We start from the raw sequence: 18367 nt of genomic DNA, 5'->3' as shown, positions 1-18367 counted from the left end.
AAATTCGTGTATAATAAACAGGGTTACGGAGGAGGCGACGGAATGAAATTGGTTATTGCAAGTGATCACGGCGGTTTTAGACTGAAGGAAGAAGTCAAAGCCCACTTAACGGAAAAAGGTATCGAGTTTACCGATTACGGAACTCATACGCCTGAACGGTGCGATTATCCTCTCATTGCCGAAAAAGCGGCTCGTGCAGTGGCGGACGGAACCTTTGATAAGGGCATTCTGGTTTGCGGAACGGGGATCGGCATCGGGATTGCAGCTAATAAGATTCACGGTATTCGTGCAGCCTTGTGCGGCGATACGTATTCAGCAGAATTTGCTCGACGCCATAACGATGCCAATATCTTGACCCTGGGTGAACGGGTTATCGGCCCGGGTTTGGCTAAGGCTATTGTCGATGTTTTTCTGAGCACCGGGTTTGACGGAGGTCGCCATGAAATTCGTGTCAATATGATTAAGGAATTAGATAAATAAGGAAGCGGAAGGAGTCTCATCATGGAAGTACAAGTAATGGATCACCCTCTTATTCAACATAAGGTAACCTTAATGCGCATGAAAGAAACGGGTTCGAAAGATTTTCGTGAATTACTGGAAGAAATTACAATGCTCATGGGCTATGAAATTACTCGTGATTTGACCTTGGAAGATGTAGCTATAGAAACACCTATAACAAAGATGACGGGAAAACAAATCAGCGGTAAGAAGTTGGGTATTGTTCCCGTATTGCGTGCCGGCTTGGGTATGGTACAGGGAATGTTGAATCTCATCCCGACGGCTAAGGTCGGTCATATCGGCTTATATCGAGATCCTCAGACGTTGGAACCGGTTGAATACTACTGTAAACTTCCCGATGTGGAAGGACGTGACTTCATTATTGTCGATCCCATGTTGGCTACCGGCGGCAGCGCTTCCGCAGCTATTACTCTCTTAAAGGAAAGAGGTATTCAACATATTAAGTTAATGTGCCTCGTTGCGGCACCTACGGGTGTTGAAAAGATTAACGCCGATCATCCGGATGTTAAGATTTTTGTAGCCGCTTTAGATGAAAAATTGAATGAACACGGGTATATCGTGCCCGGACTCGGCGATGCGGGTGACCGTATTTTTGGGACAAAATAAATCATAATAATAAAAATCTCCCTATAAGCCGCACTTGCGGGCTATAGGGGGATTTTTAGATGTGGCGGTAACGGTCGTGAATTGAATTGTAAAAAGGTCATGGCACTTACGTACCATGACCTTTTTGTATATCTCGTATAATAGTTATACGGAAGCTAAGGCCTGTTCCAAGTCGGCAATTAAGTCATCTACATTTTCGATGCCTACGGATATACGAACCGTACCCGGCGTGATGCCGGCAGCTTCCTGAGCCTTGGCATCAAGCTGCTGGTGAGTCGTAGAAGAGGGGTGAATGAGTAAAGACTTGGAGTCGCCTACATTAGCCAAATTGGAGAAGATCTCCGTCTTATCGATGAAATCACGACCGGTCTGATAGCCGCCCTTTAATTCGAAGGAGAAGATGGAGCCGGCTCCTTTAGGAAAATATTTTTGAGCTAATTTGTAGTACGGAGAAGACGGTAAGGACGGGTAGTTTACCTTGGACACCTTATCATGGTGTTCCAAGAAATCCGCAATTTTACGAGCATTTTCTACGTGGCGTTCTACGCGGAGCGATAAGGTTTCCGTTCCTTGCAGAAGTAACCAGGCGTTGAACGGGCTGATTGCGGGCCCGAGATCACGCAGTCCCTTGGCGCGAATACGTGTTACGAAGGGAGCTGTAGGAACGTCTTTGAAGAAGTTGATACCGTTATAGGAGGCATCGGGAGAAGTAAGTTCAGGGAAACGACCCGAAGCGGCCCAATCAAAGGATGCGTTTTCGACAATGACACCGCCCAAGGTTGTACCGTGTCCGCCGATGAATTTAGTTGCCGAATGTAAGACGACGTCGGCACCGTGTTCAAGGGGACGGAAAAGGTACGGAGTAGCAAAGGTGTTGTCTACAAAGACAGGCAGCCCGTTTTCATGGGCAATGCGAGCAATTTCTTCGAAGTCGGGAATGTTAATAGCCGGGTTACCGAGGCTTTCAATGTAAACCAACTTAGTCTTATCCGTAATTGCGGTTTTTAAGCTGTCCAACTTGTCGGGATTAAAGAAGCGTGTCGTAATGCCGATATGTTTGAATGTTTCCGTAAAGAGTTCTACCGTACCGCCGTAGAGAGTCGGAGCTGCCACAATTTCATCTCCGGCACCGGCTATATTGAGAACAGCCAAAGAAATAGCCGAAGAGCCGCTGGCCGTTGCCAAAGCGGCTGTGCCGCCTTCCAATGCGGCAATACGTTTTTCAAAGACCTCCTGAGTCGGGTTAGCCAAACGGGAATAAATGTAACCCGGCTGACGGAGTGCGAATTGATCTTCACCGTCCTGAGTATCCTTAAAAACATAAGAAGTTGTCTGATAAATAGGGACGGCACGGGAACCTGTTACGGGATCGGGAACTTGTCCTGCGTGTTGTTGTAACGTTTCGAATTTGTAATTTTTTGTTTGTTCGCTCATGTTTGTTTCCTCCATAGACTTATAAAATAATGATAGTCAGTCGGGACCATAAAAAAAACTTCCGCCCCATAAGGGACGGAAGTACCGTGTTACCACCCAATTTCACATATACCTCGCGATATATGCCTTTTCAAGTACGCAGGCACAAGGCCCTGAATACTCTAACACTGTAACGGGTGTTCCCGGGCAGCTTAATTATTCGGCTACCTGCTCAGAGGCCATCTTCCATGAAATATCATGTACTTCCTTGCACCGAAACGGAAGCTCTCTGTGACAGTCACTCTCATGTACTCTTCTCTTCATTGCACCTGTATTAATTTGATGACGTAAGTCTATCATGAGAAATTGATACTGTCAAATAAAAAAATGAAGAAATTTTGCAATTAAAAGAGAAGTTAAAAGCATGTAATAATTTATTCTTAATATATAAAGAAGGAATTTCCGGTTGTATGAATCAGTGACAGGGTCTTCAGTTTTTGACTTTTTCGAGAGCCTTTATTGATAGGGCGATACGATTTTTTTTGGCTTCAACGCCGATGATTTGCGCTTCTACAATATCACCGGTATGAAGGATATCCAAGGGGTGTTTAAAGGGACGAGTGCTCAGCTCGGAGCGGTGTATAAGTCCTGCCGTTTTCAAACCGAAGTCGACGAAGGCTCCGAAGTCAACCACGTTCTGCACCGTTCCTTTTACGACAGTCCCCACTTGAAGCTCGTCAAGAGACATGAGTTTTTTTCGCGTTAAAGGTTGAGGCAGATCGCTGCGAATATCGCGACCGGGTTTGCGAAGTTCGGAAATAATATCGCGTATAGTCGGTTCGCCGGCATCAAGAAGGGGAGCTAATATGGCGGCATCACTTTCTTGAACTTTCTTTTTTAAATCATCTAGATGCATTTCGTCTTTCAAGTCGTGGAGACTGAATCCGTAATGAGCAGCAATCTTTTTTGTCAAATTATAGGATTCGGGATGTACGGAGGTATTATCCAGGGGGTCGGTGCCGTCTTTTATGCGTAAGAAGCCCGCACATTGAGTAAAGGTAGCGGCACCTAAGCGCGGGATTTTTTTCAGCTCTTTGCGACTGTGAAAGGGACCGTTAGTATTACGGTAAGCTACAATATTGCCTGCCGTGGCGGCTGTCAGTCCTGAAATATGTTGTAATAAGGCTTGAGAGGCTGTATTTAAATCAACACCTACTCGATTTACTACCGATTCAACAATGTCATCCAAGGCGGAAGTCAGCTTTTTCTGATTTACGTCATGTTGGTATTGGCCGACTCCGATGGACTTAGGGTCGATTTTTATGAATTCGGCCAAGGGGTCTTGGATACGCCGGGCAATGGATACGGCACCGCGGATGGTTACATCCAGGTCCGGAAGTTCGGCACGTGCCAAATCGGAGGCGGAGTATACGGAGGCCCCGGATTCATTGGTGATAATGTAGGAGCACGGAAGTTTTCTGTCACCAATCAGGGCAGATACAAATTGTTCCGTTTCATAAGAAGCTGTACCGTTGCCGATGGAGATGAGATTGACTCCGTAGGTCTTAATAAAACGGGTAAGCGTGTCGGCAGCCAGGCTTTTTTGTTTTTCCGAACCGGTGAGCATGCACGTACCGTAGTCAAGGACATTTCCTGTAGGATCGATGACGGCAGCTTTGCAACCGGTGCGGTATCCCGGGTCCAGACCGAGGATCGTTTGTTGCGTAAAGGGCGGTTGCATCAAAAGACTGCGTAGATTTTCGGAGAAAATCGTAATGGCCTGTTTTTCACCGCGTTCGAAGAGTTCGTTTCTTATTTCTCTTTCCAATTGCGGAAAAATAAGGCGCTTGTAGCTGTCGGTCGCCGCCGCTTTGAGTAAGCTCGTATACGGCGAAGGTCCGGTAATGAGTTGCCGGGATAAACGTTCTATATGGGCTTCATGGTCGGCTTGTAAACGTACTTTTAATATTTTCAGACTTTCTCCGCGAGTAACGGCAAGAATTCGATGGCTCGGCATGAGAGAAATTCGTTCGCTGTAGTCTTTATAAGTAGCAAAAGGACCGGCTTCGTCTTCATCAACATTTAGGGAACACTCCAGTACGGCATGTTTCCAAAGGTCCTTGCGAATGGCTTGTCGGCAGTCGGCATTTTCCGACAGGGTTTCGGCAATAATATAAAGAGCTCCGTTAATCGCATCTTCTGTAGAAAGAACGGTATCGTTTACATAAGATGCGGCTACCCTTTCCGGCGACGGATCACGCTGATTTTGCCGTATCATTCTTTCTGCAAAGGGGGCCAAGCCCGCTTCACGAGCGGCTGAAGCCTTTGTTCGTTTTTTCGGTTTGTAAGGAAGGTATAGATCTTCTACTTCGCGAAGAAGAGTTGCTTTTTCCAAGGAACGAGACAGGTCTTGTGTCCAAAGCCCCTGTTCACGAATACTTTGCTCCACGGTTTTTTTGCGGTCGGCCAGGAGGCTTTCATATTCAAAACGTTCCTGTACGGCTCGCAACTGTACTTCATCCAAGGAGCCTGTCGCTTCTTTACGATAGCGTGCGATAAAGGGAATCGTGTTTTTTTCTTCCAGTAAATGGAGGGTTGCCTTTACCTGATGCGGCTTGATTTTCAAATCAGAGGCTATATTGTATATAATCCGGTCTTCTGTCATGGTAGACTCCTTTCTCGGCCTATTATGCGGAAAAACAAGGGCGGCGTCAATGAGATACGGTCTATGCAAGAAAATTAATAAAAAATTTCAATTACCCTATTGATTATTTCATTAATAACGGTTACAATTTAATAAAGAAAATTCTCTATCTGTAAAAGGAAAGAGCGTTTTTTACAGGTATCAACACAGAAGGGGGGGTGGCTATAGTGGATATTGCTGAAGTGTTACGGCAAAACGGATATAAAGTTACGCCGCAACGATTGGCTGTATATGCAGTAATCGAGCATAATCCGACGCATCCGAATGCGGAAGTCATTTACCGAGAGTTACAACCTCAGTATCCTTCCATGAGTTTGGCTACTGTATACAAGACGATGGAAATCTTTGCGAAAATCGGTGTTGTTAAAGTATTGCAATGCGGTGAAGATGCCCATCGTTACGATTATAATACAATGCCTCACGCACACATTCGCTGCACGTCGTGCAATCAAATTGCAGACGTGGACATTGACCAGGATGGTATGGCCAAGGCGGCGGCTGAGCAGACAGGTTATGTAGTCGACTCCGTCGGTGTAGCATTTACGGGATTATGTCCCCAATGCCGCAATAAAAAAGTATAGTATGAAGATGCCTTAAAAGCTGCGAGCGTGTCTCGCAGCTTTTTTCTGTCACTATATCTCGGTCTATTCAAGGGATATGCTATAATTGATTCACATTACATTGTAAGCGGAAAGGACTGTATTATGAAAATCATACATACGGCAGACTGGCATTTGGGGAAGATGTTCTACGGAGAATACTTAACGGATATGCAACGGCAGTTGCTGACCGAGCAGTTTTTACCGCTTGTCGAGTCTTATCATCCCCATGCGGTCGTCTTGGCAGGCGATGTTTATGATCGCAGTTTGCCTCCGGCGGAAGCGGTGGAATTATTCAGTCATGTAGTGACGAAAATTGTAGAAGACTTGAAGATTCCCTTTATCGTTATAGGCGGCAATCACGATAGTGGTAGACGTCTTGATTTCGCCGGTCCGTTATTAAAAAGAGAAGGTCTGTATATAGCCGGTGATCCCGTTCTTTCCGGAACTGTTGTGACATTGAGTGATTCGTACGGCCCTGTTGATTTCGTGCTCCTGCCTTATGCGGATCCGGCTAAAGTGCGGCTCTTGTATGGGGACACAACGATTCATGACCATGAAGAAGCTCTCTTAAAAATACGGGACGATGCGTGCAAACGACTTATACCCGGACGGAGAAGCGTAGCGGTAGGCCATGCTTTTTTAGCAGGAAGCACGGGTAGTGACTCGGAGCGTCCCTTGGCCGTAGGCGGCACCGATGCTGTAGGTGCCGATATATTTGAACCCTTTACGTATGCCGCATTGGGGCATTTGCACGGGCCTCAGAAAGCAGGAAGCGACACCGTCAGATATGCCGGCAGTCCTATGAAGTATTCTTTCAGTGAAGCCTCGCAGCAAAAAGGGGTTATCCTTGTTGAAATAGATGGAGACGGGCGCGTCAAGACGGATTTTCATCCCTTGGAAGCCTCTCGAGATGTACGGGTTATAACCGGATATTTCTCGGAAATTATGGAAGCGGCCGACGAGCATACGGATGATTATGTCATGTTACGGTTAAAGGATAAGGAGCCCATTCTCGACGCTATGGGAAAGGGACGACGTAAGTATCCCAATCTGATGGCAATGGAAATGCCTGAACGGGTTGTGGCCGAAACATCAGGCCAACGTTCGCACCTATTGAGGTCTTTCAGCGATATGGAGCTCTTTGCGTCTTTCGCTGAAGCTATGAGGCCCGATCAGCCTTTGTCGGAAGAGGAAAGGCGTCTTATTGAGAAGGTGTGGAAGGAACTGTATGATGAAGAAGGAGAGAGAGAATGAGACCGATTTACTTGGAAATGGATGCCTTCGGACCCTATGCGGGACGACAGGTCCTGGATTTTCGCTTACTCGGTGATAAGACTCTTTTCCTGATTTACGGACCTACCGGGGCCGGGAAGACGACGATTCTTGACGCCATAACCTATGCTCTTTACGGACATACGAGCGGCAATGAACGAACAGGAGCACATATGCGCAGTGAACATGCGACACCTGAAACGATGACGCGTGTGTCTTTTCGTTTTTCCGTGGGACAAAAATACTATCGCATTGAACGCAATCCCGAACAGGAAATTGCTGCGAAAAACGGTACTATGAAGAGAGTCAAAGCGAAGACGGCTTTTTATGAAACGGATAAAGACGGGACGGATTTGCGGCTTATGGGAGTTAAAAAGCCGGAAGTTACGACGGCTGTAGAAGCTCTTCTGGGATTTAAGTCCGAACAGTTTCGCCAAGTCGTCCTCTTACCGCAAGGCGATTTCAGAAAGCTCCTGTTGGCCAAGTCGGATGAACGGCAAAAGATTATGCAGACCCTGTTTCGCACTCAAAAATACGAGGATTTCCAAGAGCGTGTGAGGTCCAGGTATGATGCCTTGTCCAGTCGTCAGAAAGACGGAAATGCCGAAGTCGACCGCATTTTACACGATTTGGGCTTAAGCGAAGAAGCTCAGATAGAGGGCGAACGGGAAAAACGTACGGCCGATGTCGAAGCGGCTCGCCGTGAGGTAAAAGCGAGTGCCGATGACTTGGCGGCAAGACGGAAACAAGCTGAAACGGACCGACTCGTAGAATCTCATTTTGCAGCCTTGGAAAAGGCGGAACGTGAGTTACAGACCTTGCAAGCCGGCAGCGAAGTTCAAAAAGAACGGGAAAAACAGTTGGATATTTTAAATAAAGCGGCTGTTTACGAACCGCAGTACAGGTCGTTGGCACAATGGGAGACGGAAGGGAAAGCACGCAAACGTCTTCTTGATGAAAAGGAAGCGGCTAACCTACGGGAAGAGGAAGAACTGAAGGAAAAACAGGCGCAACTTCAAGCCGTGGCAAAAAAGCAGGAAGAGAGGGATGCAAGTGAAAGGGAAGCCCTCGTATTGCGAAATTTATTGCCGAAGGTACAGGGGCTCGGACAGGCACAGGCGGAACTGGTTCGAGCCGAAAAGGCTTCTGCCGAAGCATCACGTGTGTTAAATGATGTCATTGCGGCTTATACTGCGTTGGATGAAGAAGAAGGTAGAATAAAAGCGGCAAGGGAAAAGTTGAAAACCGCACCGGAAGCGGCGGAGAAGGCTTCCGTCGTTGTACGGCAATGTGAGGAACGTGTCAAGACTGAACAGACGGCTCAGTCGCTTTTAAATGATATAAGAGCCTTGAAGGAGACCTGTCAGACGGCTCAAAGTGCCGTAGAGGCGGCGGAAAAAGCGGAAAAGAAAGCCGATTTGACAGTTAAGACCTTACAAATAGCCCGCCTTAGCGGACAAGCCGCCGTCTTGGCAAAAGAGTTGGAAGAAAATCATCCTTGTCCCGTGTGCGGTTCTCTCTATCATCCGGCACCGGCAAGTGAAACGGGACAGATTCCTACAGAAGACGAAGTAACGGCGGCTGAAACGGTCTTGGCGACTGCTAAGGCGAAGCTGACAGACTCTCAAATGTATCGTTCACGCCAAGAGGCTTTTTTGAAAGCCAAGGAGGATGAGCATACTCGCTTGCGGGAAGAAGTTCCGGCAGACGGTGATATAGCAGTCTGGCTGGAGAAGGAACGGCAGGCGAAGGAAGAATACGAAGGATTGTGCAAGAAGGCGGCTGAGTACAAGTCGTTTACGGAAAGAATCGACGCGATTCAGAAAGAACGTCAAGCCGCCTTACTTCAGAAAGATGAGAAGACTCGTCTTTTCGATGAAGCCGAACGAAGTCGCATTGAAAAAAAGGTGATCGTTCAAAATTTGGAAAAAGATGTACCTCTTGAGTACCGTAACATAGAGAACGCAGAAAAACGATTGTGCGACATAGATGCGGTCGTTCAGGCTTATGACAAAGAAAAACGGGATTTAGAAGATCTCGTGCGCAACGTAGAGAAGCGTATTGCTACAAGTAGAGGTGAGATAGCGAACCTGTGTGGAGAAGTAGCACGTCTGCGTGAAAAGTACGGGGCGGAAAAAAAGGCGTTAACGGCAAAGGTTCTCGCCGACGGCTTCGCAAGCTGGGACGATTGTCGGCTCATGCAGGCGTCAATCGACCAACGAGATGAATTGAAAAGGCGTATTGACGAGTACAGTGCGGCAGTTCATCGTGTAGAAGGGCAGATAGCTGCGGAACGCAAGGAAACAGCAGGCAAGACACGGCCCGATTTAAAGGAAAGCGAAAGAATATTGGCTGAAAAAGATGCGGCATATAAGGCTCTGGTCGCTGCGGCGGAACATGCAAAGGTCGTCTTGGAAAATATGGATAAGGCCATAGGGCAAATTCGGCAGTTGCGCAACGAGCAGAACGAGTTGCAGAAACAATTTGCCGCCGTCGGCGGTCTCTATGAGTTGACGTCGGGTAAGCAGAGCGGTATCAGTTTGGAACGGTATGTGTTGGGAGCTCTGCTTGATGAGGTTTTGACGGCAGCCAACTTGCGCCTTGCCATTATGAGTCGCCGACGCTATTCGTTACAACGTTCTACGACATGGGAAGACAAACGGGTAAAACAGATCGGTCTGGATATAGAGGTGTTTGATCAATATACGGGTTGTGCCAGGCCGGCCAATACCTTGTCGGGCGGTGAAAGCTTCCTGGCTTCTACCGCCTTGGCTCTGGGATTAGCCGATACGGTCCAGGCCTATGCCGGCGGTGTACGCCTTGATACGATTTTTATTGATGAAGGTTTCGGAACCTTGGACAGCGAAACATTGGATACGGTATTGAGCGTACTGAGTTCTCTGCAAGAAAGCGGTCGTTTAGTGGGGATTATTTCCCATGTATCCGAATTGCGGGAACGTATTACGACACGACTTCATGTCAATAAGACTAATAGGGGCAGTACAGCCGCTTTTGAAGTAAATTAGTAAGTAAGTTTTTGTATGGTATATATTGATATAAAAGGAGAAGATAAAATGCAATTTACATTTAAACACACAAACTTTAATGTTCTCGATTTACAGAGAAGTCTCGACTTTTATAAAGAAGCCTTGGGACTTACGGAGCAATCGCGAATTGACGGGGGAGATGAATTTACCATTGTCTATCTCGGTGACGGTATCAGCCCGTTCCAATTGGAGCTGACTTGGCTCAAAAAGAGAACGGAACCGTATAATCTCGGTGAAAACGAGTTTCATACGGCCTTTTCCGTAAGCGACATGGAAGGTGCTTTGAAAAAGCACAAAGAAATGGATTGTGTCGTTTATGAAAATCCGGATATGGGGATTTATTTTATTGTCGATCCTGACGGATATTGGCTGGAAATTGTGCCGGAGAATATGTAAATGAAAAAAGAATATACCGTGCGGACGGAAAAGCTGATCGGCTCTGACGGGGTCGCCGCCTTGGCGACGAAGTCCGTACTCGTATTCGGATTGGGCGGTGTGGGATCCTTTACAGTGGAAGCCCTCGTCCGAGCCGGCATCGGTAAACTCACTCTTGTCGATAAAGATGTCTTTGACGAATCGAATATCAATCGTCAGTTAGGAGCCCTGCCGTCGACTGTAGGCAGGGCCAAGGCAGAGGTTATGGCTGAACGGGTGAGATCTGTCAATCCGGATATTTATGTAGACGCACAAGTGAGGTTCTACTTACCCGAAGAAGATACCGACTTTATTAAAGACGTTAACCCCGATTATATTGTTGATGCCGTCGATAATATGACGGCCAAGATTGCTATTGCGGAAAAGGCATATGAGCTCGGTATTCCTCTCATTTCTTCCATGGGAGCCGGTAATAAGCTGCATCCCGAACTGTTTGAACTTGACTATATCGAGAATACATCTGTCGACCCGTTGGCTAAAATTATGCGTAAGAAAATGAAGGAACGAGGTATTCGCAGACTGAAGGTCGTTTATTCCAAGGAAATTCCCGTGACACACAAGATACCGGAAGATTCGGCACGAGTCAGCCCCGGCAGTATATCCTTCGTGCCTTCCGTTGCCGGTCTGATTATGGCCGGTGCCGTCGTTCGGGACCTTTTGGGTATAAAAAAGAATAAAGGTTACTTATAAAGAATTGATATATAAGAAATAACTCGCATAACTGTGGGCATGACAGGCCTTTTTGACCGGGTAATTTTCATGATATGGTAGTTTTTAATTGACATCACCTACTAGAGGTAGTATTATACTTGTAGTCGTCAACACGACTTGAGTGGCATATATGGTATAGATAACCATCGGCCTGTAAATAAAACTACAGTATTTTGTATGGAGGATGTAAAATGTTGGAAGTTATCAAACGTGACGGTACTAAGGTTCCTTTTGACCGTAAGAAAATTGCGGTAGCTATTGAAAAGGCAATGAACAGCAGTAGCGGCATCTATGAAGACGGTCAGGCCGATCGCATCGCTAAAGAGATTGAAGATTATGCCAAAGAAATGCATAAGGAAATGACGATTTATGCCATTGAAGATCAGGTATATTATCGTCTTATTCAAGCCAATAACCCGGCTACGGCGAGAGCCTACGAAAACTATAAAACCATTCAGGCATTTAAACGGCAGACCAATACGACGGATACGGACGTATTCGGTTTGTTGGATAATACGAATTTTGATGTTTTGAATGAAAACTCCAATAAGAACGGCCATGTTGTTTCTACGCAACGGGACTTGATTGCCGGTGAAATCTCCAAGGATATTGCACGCCGCAAGTTGATTCCCGCCGACATCGTTCAGGCTCATGATAGCGGTGCTATTCACTTCCATGACATGGACTACATCATTCAGCCTATGTTCAACTGCTGCCTTATTAACCTGGAAGATATGTTGGCTAACGGCACGGTTATTAACGGAAAGAAAATCGATACGCCTCGGTCATTCCAGGTTGCTTGTACGGTTACGACGCAGATTATCGCTCAAGTGGCGAGCGGTCAGTACGGAGGTCAGTCTATTAACGGCATCGACCGTATTTTGGCACCTTATGTCCGTAAGTCCTTTAAGAAGTATTTGGAAGCGGTTGTAGAAGAGCAACGCGATGTATACGGCATCGAACCGGATATGGAAAAGGCTGAAGAAATTGCTTGGAAGCGCGTTAAAAAGGAAATTAAAGACGGCATTCAGACGATTCAGTATCAAATTAATACATTAATGACAACGAACGGACAGGCTCCTTTTGTTACATTATTCATGTATTTTCAACCCGACTACGAATATGCTAAGGAAGCGGCTCTGATTGATGAAGAAATCTTGCGTCAGCGTATTCAGGGGATTAAGAACGAAGCCAATGTATATGTTACACCGGCTTTCCCGAAATTGATTTATGTTTTGGACGAACACAATGCGCGTAAAGGCTCGCCTTACTATTATTTGACCGAGTTAGCTGCCGAATGCACGGCTAAGAGAATGTACCCCGATTATATTTCGGCGAAGAAAATGCGTGAAAGCTATGAAGGTAATGTATTCAGTCCTATGGGGTGCCGTTCCTTCCTCAGTCCGTGGAAAGATGAAAACGGTAATTACAAGTTCGACGGTCGTTTCAATATGGGGGTCGTATCTCTTAACTTGCCGCAAATCGGTATTTTGGCTGACGGAGATGAAGAAAAATTCTTCCAAATTCTCCATAAACGTTTGGAACTGTGCAAGAAGGCTTTATTGTTGCGCGTAGAATTATTGAAGAAGATTACGTCCGATGTATCGCCCATTCACTGGCAATATGGGGCCATTTCCCGACTTAAACCGGGTGAATCGATAGAAAAATTCATGTACGGCGGATATGCGACGTTGTCCCTCGGCTATATCGGTATGTATGAAGCTACCTTGTTGACCAAGGGCGTTTCGCATACGACTCCGGAAGGCAAACGGTTTGCTCACCGTATTATGGATGATTTGAACGAACATATTAAAAAGTGGCGTGAAGAAACGAATATCGGCTTCGCCTTGTACGGTACACCGGCAGAAAGCCTGACCCATCGCTTCTGCCAGAAGGACCGTTCCCGCTTCGGTAATATTAAAGATGTTACCGATAAGGGTTACTATACGAACAGCTACCATGTAGACGTACGCGAACCTATTAATGTATTCGATAAATTTGCCTTTGAATCTGAGTTTGAAGACAAGTCCACAGGCGGTTGCATCAGTTATGCCGAAATACCTAACATGACTCATAATGTTCCGGCTATTTTGACGATGATTGAATACATTTATGACCATATCAGCTACGGCGAATTCAATACGAAACTGGATTATTGCCATGAATGCGGTTTCGACGGTGAAATCGTGTTGAATAAAAATAATGAATGGGAATGCCCGCGTTGCCACAATACAGATAAAACTAAACTGACGGTTATTCGTCGTACATGCGGGTATTTAGGAGAAAATTTCTGGAATGAAGGCAGAACGCAGGAAATCAAGTCTCGCGTTATGCACATTTAAGCATTGAGAGGAGTCGCTATGCGATACGGACAGATACGGAAAATGGATATTGCCAACGGGCCCGGTATCAGAACTTCCGTTTTCGTAACCGGCTGTACCCATCATTGCTATAACTGCTTTAATGAAGAATATCAGAATCCTGAATTCGGCACCTTGTGGACGGATAAGGAAACTGACCAAGTTATTTCATACTTGAAAGAGCCGACCATATCGGGACTGACCCTTTTGGGGGGAGAACCGATGCAGAATACGGACGGACTTATTCCCGTAATTCGGAGGGTGAGAGAAGCGGTTGATACGAATATATGGGTTTATTCCGGGTATGTTTATGAAGAGCTTGTTAAGGACGAAGGCCGAAAAGCCTTGTTGGAACTTTGTGATGTATTGGTAGACGGACCTTTTCAAGAAGCACTGAAAGATCCGGGGCTGTATTTTAGAGGCTCGTCGAACCAACGCATTATTGATGTAAAAGAGACGCAAAAACAAAAACAGGTCGTACTGTTATGGCCTGACGGGAGATAGAAACGGAGCCTTTCCGTTGCGGTTCGTAGTGGCAGATTCATCTGTGCCTACGGGCGGCGCGGAGGGCTCTCTTCTTTTATATTGAAATCATGGGTCAGGTCTGTATAATAAATATAATTATAAAAAAGGAGAGACGCTGTGGGAGCGAAGAAACTGTTTATCTTCGATATGGACGGTACCCTTTTTGATACGGAACCCATATCGGCGCAAATTTGGAAAGAAGTGGCAAAAGAGAAAGGGTATACCATACCCGAAGGGGTATTGCAAGGCGTTATAGGCATGAGCTATGCCGGCGGAAAGGAAGTTTTTCTACAAGAAATAGGAGAAGATTTCCCTTTTGAATCTCTTTGTGCAGAGAAAATACGTCGCCAGAATGAATGGTATAATGCACATCCTGTTCCCGTAAAGCCGGGTGTGAAAGAAATTTTAAATCATGCGAAAAAATGGGGGATTCCTTGTGCCGTCGCATCATCATCCCCGTTAATCCAAATCGAAATATTGTTGAATAAGACGGGTTTACGTGAGTACTTTTCTTATTTGCAGAGCGGGGAAACCGTTAAAAGGGGAAAACCGTATCCTGATATTTTTTTAGCTGTTTGCCGACATTTTGATGTGAAGCCGCAGGATGCACTGGTTTTTGAAGATTCGGAAAACGGATTGAAGGCTGCTGAAACAGGCGGAATCCCGGTTATTCTGGTACCCGATTTGGCTGTCATAGATGAGGTTATCGCACATAAAGCTTTATATATTTGCGACTCGTTGATTGAAGCGGTACATTGCTTACAAGAAGAGGAGATTTTATAAGATATGACCGATAAAACTGTAATAAGTAAGAAAATCTCTCCCGTTGTTATCGTATTCCTGGGATTGTTGGCTGCCATAGCTCCCTTGTCGACAGACATGTACTTACCGGCCTTACCGGCTATGACCGATAACTTTAATGTGTCGTCATCTATGGTGCAACTGACTTTGACAGGTTCCCTCGTAGGTATGGCTGTAGGACAGCTGTTTGCCGGACCTCTTAGCGATATTTTCGGCCGCAAACCGCCTTTAATTGCTTCTATGCTTATCTTTTCCCTGGCTACGGCAGGTTGTTTTTTATCAGACAGTATTTATCCCTTTTTGTGTTTTCGTTTGCTACAGGGGTTTTTCGGCGGTGCGGGAATTGTTATTGCCCGTGCCGTCGTGCGTGATATAGCGAGTGGACCCGAGTTGATGAAGTTGTTTTCCATGCTCATGTTGGTCAACGGTCTGGCGCCCGTTGCGGCTCCCGTCATAGGGGGGCAAATTTTGAGGTTCTTTTCGTGGCGAGGGGTTTTTGCACTGTTATTTATTATTGCAGTAGGCTTAACTGTCGGCTCGCTTATCTTTAAAGAAACTCTGAAGATGACGGGAAAAGGCGGGCTGAAAAAAAGTCTGATTATGTATAGGATTCTCATGAGGGATACATACTTTATGGGACATTGTATAATGCAATGCTTTGCATTTGCCGCATTTTTTGCTTATATTGCCGGATCTTCTTTTCTTTTTCAAAACGTGTACCACTTGTCGGCACAAGCGTATAGTTACCTTTTCGGTATTAACGGTATCGGCTTGTGGCTTACCGGGCTTCTCGTCAGTCGTTTGGCGGGCCATGCGGAGGATTGGAAAATTTTACGGTGTGCGTTGATACTGGCGTTTGCGGGAAGTATCGTATTATTTTTAGGCCTCTTTTTTCAAGTTTCGGTAGTATTTATTGCCGTCGTATTGTTTGTCACCGTATCGACCCTTTCGGCTATGGGGGCATCCAGCTTTTCCCTGGCTATGGCGGCACACGGGAAAGCTGCGGGCGGGGCGGCAGCTCTTATCGGCTTCTTTTCTCTTGTTTCGGGAGGACTTATGGCTCCTCTTGTAGGCATTGCCGGTAGTTATACGGCTATGCCAATGGCTATTATTCTCGCTTTGGGAGAAGGCGGTGCTTTAGTTGCTTTTTACAAAACAATATATCCTCGGCACCGGTCTGAAGCGTAGGGACGCATTACCTAAAAAGAGACTGTCGGAAAATGTTCAGGCATTTCCCGACAGTCTCTCTTGTTTTCATTCTTCGATTCCTACGCGGGCTTCGACGCCCTTGTCGAAGGGGTGTTTTATTTTTTTTATTTCCGATACATAATCAGCCAAGGCGATTAACTTTTGCGACGGATTGCGACCTGTCAGGACGACTTCCGTTTGTATCGGCTTGGAAGTAAGAAAATGAATAAGTTTGTCTTCAGAAACTAGGCCCGTTGTACACGCACCGATGATCTCATCCATGATTAAGAGATCAGGCGGATTTTCTCGGCAGATTCGGCAAATATAATCAAAGGTCTCTTCTTGTATCTTTTTAGCGGCGGCTAATTCAAGGGAATTCATTTGAAATGTAAATTTTCCCGTTCCCTTTCCGCGGCGGACCGTAACGGAAGGAAGAGTTGTCAATACGGCAATTTCTCCCGTTTTCCGTTCTTTTAAAAATTGGACAAATAGAACTTTTCCGCCACGACCGACACAGCGAATGGTCAATCCGATAGATGCCGTTGTTTTTCCCTTGCCGTCACCGCAGTATATATGTATAAGTCCTTTATTCATCATTTCACCTCGTCAAATGAATACTGTTATTATACTAAGCTTACTGTTGAGGTGATGAGTTGTAAAGAATATTTCTTACAGATGAAAAACCTTGCCTAAAATAACTTTTTACTATATTATATAGAAGTTACGATAAATCGGTGAAAAAAGAAGTGAATTCTTGACAAACACCGATATTATCTATAAAATAGGAAAGTAAGCTTTTTACTTGGACTCCACAAGCCCCGGAGAAAGAGAACCCAAAAGCTTAGGTCAGATAGTCGAAACAGGGAGGAATAAAACAGCATGAAAACTACATTTATGGCCAATTCCGGCAATGTTGAACGGAAATGGTTTGTTGTTGACGCTGAAGGCCAAACACTGGGCCGTCTTGCTGCCGAAGTGGCTAAAATTCTTCGGGGAAAACATAAACCTACATTTACCCCGCATGTAGACACAGGCGACTTCGTCATTGTTGTCAACGCGGACAAAGTAAAATTGACAGGTAAGAAATTGATTCAGAAAACCTATTTCCATCATTCCGGATATCCCGGCGGATCTACGTTTACTCAGGCCGGTCATATGCTCGAAAAGCGCCCTGAACGCGTAGTGGAAATGGCAGTTCGCGGTATGTTGCCGAAAAACAAATTGGGTGAACAGATGTATCGTAAACTCAATGTGTATGCAGGTGCGGAACATCCCCACCAGGCACAGAAACCTGAAGTTTTGAAGTTGAATATTCGATAATACCGGGAGGAAGATTTCATGGCAGTAGCACAATACTACGGTACTGGCCGTAGAAAAACATCCGTTGCCAGAGTTCGTTTGGTTCCGGGTCAAGGCAAAATTACAGTAAACAAAAAAGAATTGACAGAATATTTCGGTCGTAAAACGCTGGAATTGATTATTAAGCAGCCCCTCGTATTGGCAGGTGTTACGGAACAATACGATGTCATTGCAGACGTAAAAGGCGGCGGCCCTTCCGGTCAGGCAGGTGCTATCCGTCACGGTATCAGCCGTGCTCTCTTGGAAGTAGACGTGGAATTCCGTCAAGGTTTGAAAAAAGCCGGCTTCCTTACACGCGATCCGCGTGAAAAAGAACGTCGTAAATACGGCTTGAAGAAAGCTCGTAAGGCTTCGCAGTTCTCGAAACGTTAAGACTTTATCAGACAAACGGCACGAACTTCGGTTCGTGCCGTTTTTTGTCCAAAAGTACGGACAGCAAAATCAATATAAGGTCGTAGAGGCAGGACGGAAAAAGAAAGACTTAATAAAAGTGAAGAATAATAAAATTACGATATTTTTATTGAATCATACTTCATATAGAGTTAAAAAATAGGAAAAGTACAGCAAGTTGAAAGAAAGGGCGCATATTTATAAAAAGTCTCTTTTCTATAAAAGGGAAAACGCAAAAGAGACAAAAAGAAAGATAAAAATCGCCTTGACACGATAAAGGGGAAATGCTAAAATTCATATTGTCGCAAGGACAGAGGACGAATTGAACAAATCCGCTCAGTTGTGCTTGCGAATGAAGATTGAAAATCTTCAAAAAGTTTTCTTGACAAAGTAGCAATGCTTTGGTAAGATAAACGAGTCGCCAAACGGCGAGTG

Annotated in this window: 16 protein-coding genes and 1 other annotated feature; of the genes, 13 read left to right on the top strand and 3 right to left on the bottom strand. The window is 45.6% G+C overall.

The window, feature by feature from the left end; translation table 11 throughout:
* Positions 1 to 42: 42 nt before the first annotated feature.
* A complete protein-coding gene (rpiB, locus tag HMPREF9429_RS02985) occupies positions 43 to 480 on the top strand; it encodes a ribose 5-phosphate isomerase B (protein ID WP_040773538.1) in 438 nt (145 codons plus the stop codon).
* A gap of 21 nt (positions 481 to 501) precedes the next feature.
* On the top strand, positions 502 to 1125 hold the full coding sequence (gene upp, locus HMPREF9429_RS02980; RefSeq protein ID WP_006941515.1) for a uracil phosphoribosyltransferase: 624 nt from the start codon (positions 502 to 504) through the stop codon (positions 1123 to 1125).
* A 144-nt stretch (positions 1126 to 1269) separates the two neighbouring features.
* Here the strand turns inward: upp and HMPREF9429_RS02975 are convergent, their stop codons facing one another.
* Positions 1270 to 2559: an O-acetylhomoserine aminocarboxypropyltransferase/cysteine synthase family protein gene (locus HMPREF9429_RS02975; RefSeq protein WP_040773535.1), complete on the bottom strand. Its 1290-nt coding sequence runs from the start codon at positions 2557 to 2559 to the stop codon at positions 1270 to 1272.
* Between the two features lie 68 nt (positions 2560 to 2627).
* Positions 2628 to 2871, bottom strand: a binding site (T-box leader).
* Positions 2872 to 3028: 157 nt separating this feature from the next.
* Positions 3029 to 5203 carry a Tex family protein gene (locus HMPREF9429_RS02970; RefSeq protein WP_006941513.1) on the bottom strand — a complete coding sequence of 725 codons (2175 nt, stop codon included), beginning with the start codon at positions 5201 to 5203 and terminating at the stop codon, positions 3029 to 3031.
* 206 nt (positions 5204 to 5409) lie between these two features.
* Between HMPREF9429_RS02970 and HMPREF9429_RS02965 the strand changes: the two genes are divergently transcribed.
* The 9 genes from HMPREF9429_RS02965 (at position 5410) to HMPREF9429_RS02925 (ending at position 16183) form a co-directional block, all read left to right on the top strand.
* Positions 5410 to 5823, top strand: coding sequence for a Fur family transcriptional regulator (locus HMPREF9429_RS02965; RefSeq protein WP_040773532.1), 414 nt, complete (start codon positions 5410 to 5412; stop codon positions 5821 to 5823).
* A gap of 123 nt (positions 5824 to 5946) precedes the next feature.
* Positions 5947 to 7098 carry an exonuclease SbcCD subunit D gene (locus HMPREF9429_RS02960; protein ID WP_006941510.1) on the top strand — a complete coding sequence of 384 codons (1152 nt, stop codon included), beginning with the start codon at positions 5947 to 5949 and terminating at the stop codon, positions 7096 to 7098.
* Complete coding sequence (locus tag HMPREF9429_RS02955; RefSeq protein ID WP_006941509.1) at positions 7095 to 10142, top strand: AAA family ATPase; 3048 nt, start codon at positions 7095 to 7097, stop codon at positions 10140 to 10142. The genes HMPREF9429_RS02960 and HMPREF9429_RS02955 overlap by 4 nt, the downstream gene beginning before the upstream one ends.
* A 48-nt stretch (positions 10143 to 10190) precedes the next feature.
* On the top strand, positions 10191 to 10559 hold the full coding sequence (locus HMPREF9429_RS02950; RefSeq protein WP_040773529.1) for a VOC family protein: 369 nt from the start codon (positions 10191 to 10193) through the stop codon (positions 10557 to 10559).
* Positions 10560 to 11288: a tRNA threonylcarbamoyladenosine dehydratase gene (locus tag HMPREF9429_RS02945; RefSeq protein ID WP_006941507.1), complete on the top strand. Its 729-nt coding sequence runs from the start codon at positions 10560 to 10562 to the stop codon at positions 11286 to 11288. It abuts the gene before it with no gap.
* A gap of 212 nt (positions 11289 to 11500) precedes the next feature.
* Complete coding sequence (nrdD, locus tag HMPREF9429_RS02940) at positions 11501 to 13651, top strand: anaerobic ribonucleoside-triphosphate reductase (RefSeq protein ID WP_006941506.1); 2151 nt, start codon at positions 11501 to 11503, stop codon at positions 13649 to 13651.
* An 18-nt stretch (positions 13652 to 13669) separates the two neighbouring features.
* On the top strand, positions 13670 to 14173 hold the full coding sequence (nrdG, locus tag HMPREF9429_RS02935) for an anaerobic ribonucleoside-triphosphate reductase activating protein (RefSeq protein ID WP_006941505.1): 504 nt from the start codon (positions 13670 to 13672) through the stop codon (positions 14171 to 14173).
* A 138-nt stretch (positions 14174 to 14311) separates the two neighbouring features.
* Complete coding sequence (locus HMPREF9429_RS02930; protein WP_006941504.1) at positions 14312 to 14977, top strand: HAD family hydrolase; 666 nt, start codon at positions 14312 to 14314, stop codon at positions 14975 to 14977.
* Positions 14978 to 14980: 3 nt separating this feature from the next.
* On the top strand, positions 14981 to 16183 hold the full coding sequence (locus HMPREF9429_RS02925) for a multidrug effflux MFS transporter (RefSeq protein WP_006941503.1): 1203 nt from the start codon (positions 14981 to 14983) through the stop codon (positions 16181 to 16183).
* Positions 16184 to 16249: 66 nt separating this feature from the next.
* Here HMPREF9429_RS02925 and HMPREF9429_RS02920 read toward each other — a convergent pair whose 3' ends face one another.
* Positions 16250 to 16780, bottom strand: coding sequence for a cob(I)yrinic acid a,c-diamide adenosyltransferase (locus HMPREF9429_RS02920; protein WP_006941501.1), 531 nt, complete (start codon positions 16778 to 16780; stop codon positions 16250 to 16252).
* A 282-nt stretch (positions 16781 to 17062) separates the two neighbouring features.
* Between HMPREF9429_RS02920 and rplM the strand changes: the two genes are divergently transcribed.
* Both rplM and rpsI read left to right on the top strand, forming a co-directional pair.
* Positions 17063 to 17503 (top strand): 50S ribosomal protein L13, encoded by a 441-nt coding sequence (rplM, locus tag HMPREF9429_RS02915; protein ID WP_006941499.1) that lies wholly within the window; start codon positions 17063 to 17065, stop codon positions 17501 to 17503.
* An 18-nt stretch (positions 17504 to 17521) separates the two neighbouring features.
* Positions 17522 to 17914, top strand: coding sequence for a 30S ribosomal protein S9 (gene rpsI / locus HMPREF9429_RS02910; protein WP_006941498.1), 393 nt, complete (start codon positions 17522 to 17524; stop codon positions 17912 to 17914).
* The last annotated feature ends 453 nt before the right edge of the window (positions 17915 to 18367 follow it).

This window comes from Megasphaera micronuciformis F0359, from assembly GCF_000165735.1.
GTDB lineage: Bacteria > Bacillota > Negativicutes > Veillonellales > Megasphaeraceae > Megasphaera > Megasphaera micronuciformis.
Note: the sequence above shows the minus strand (reverse complement) of the source record. Positions and strands in the feature narration are given on the sequence as shown.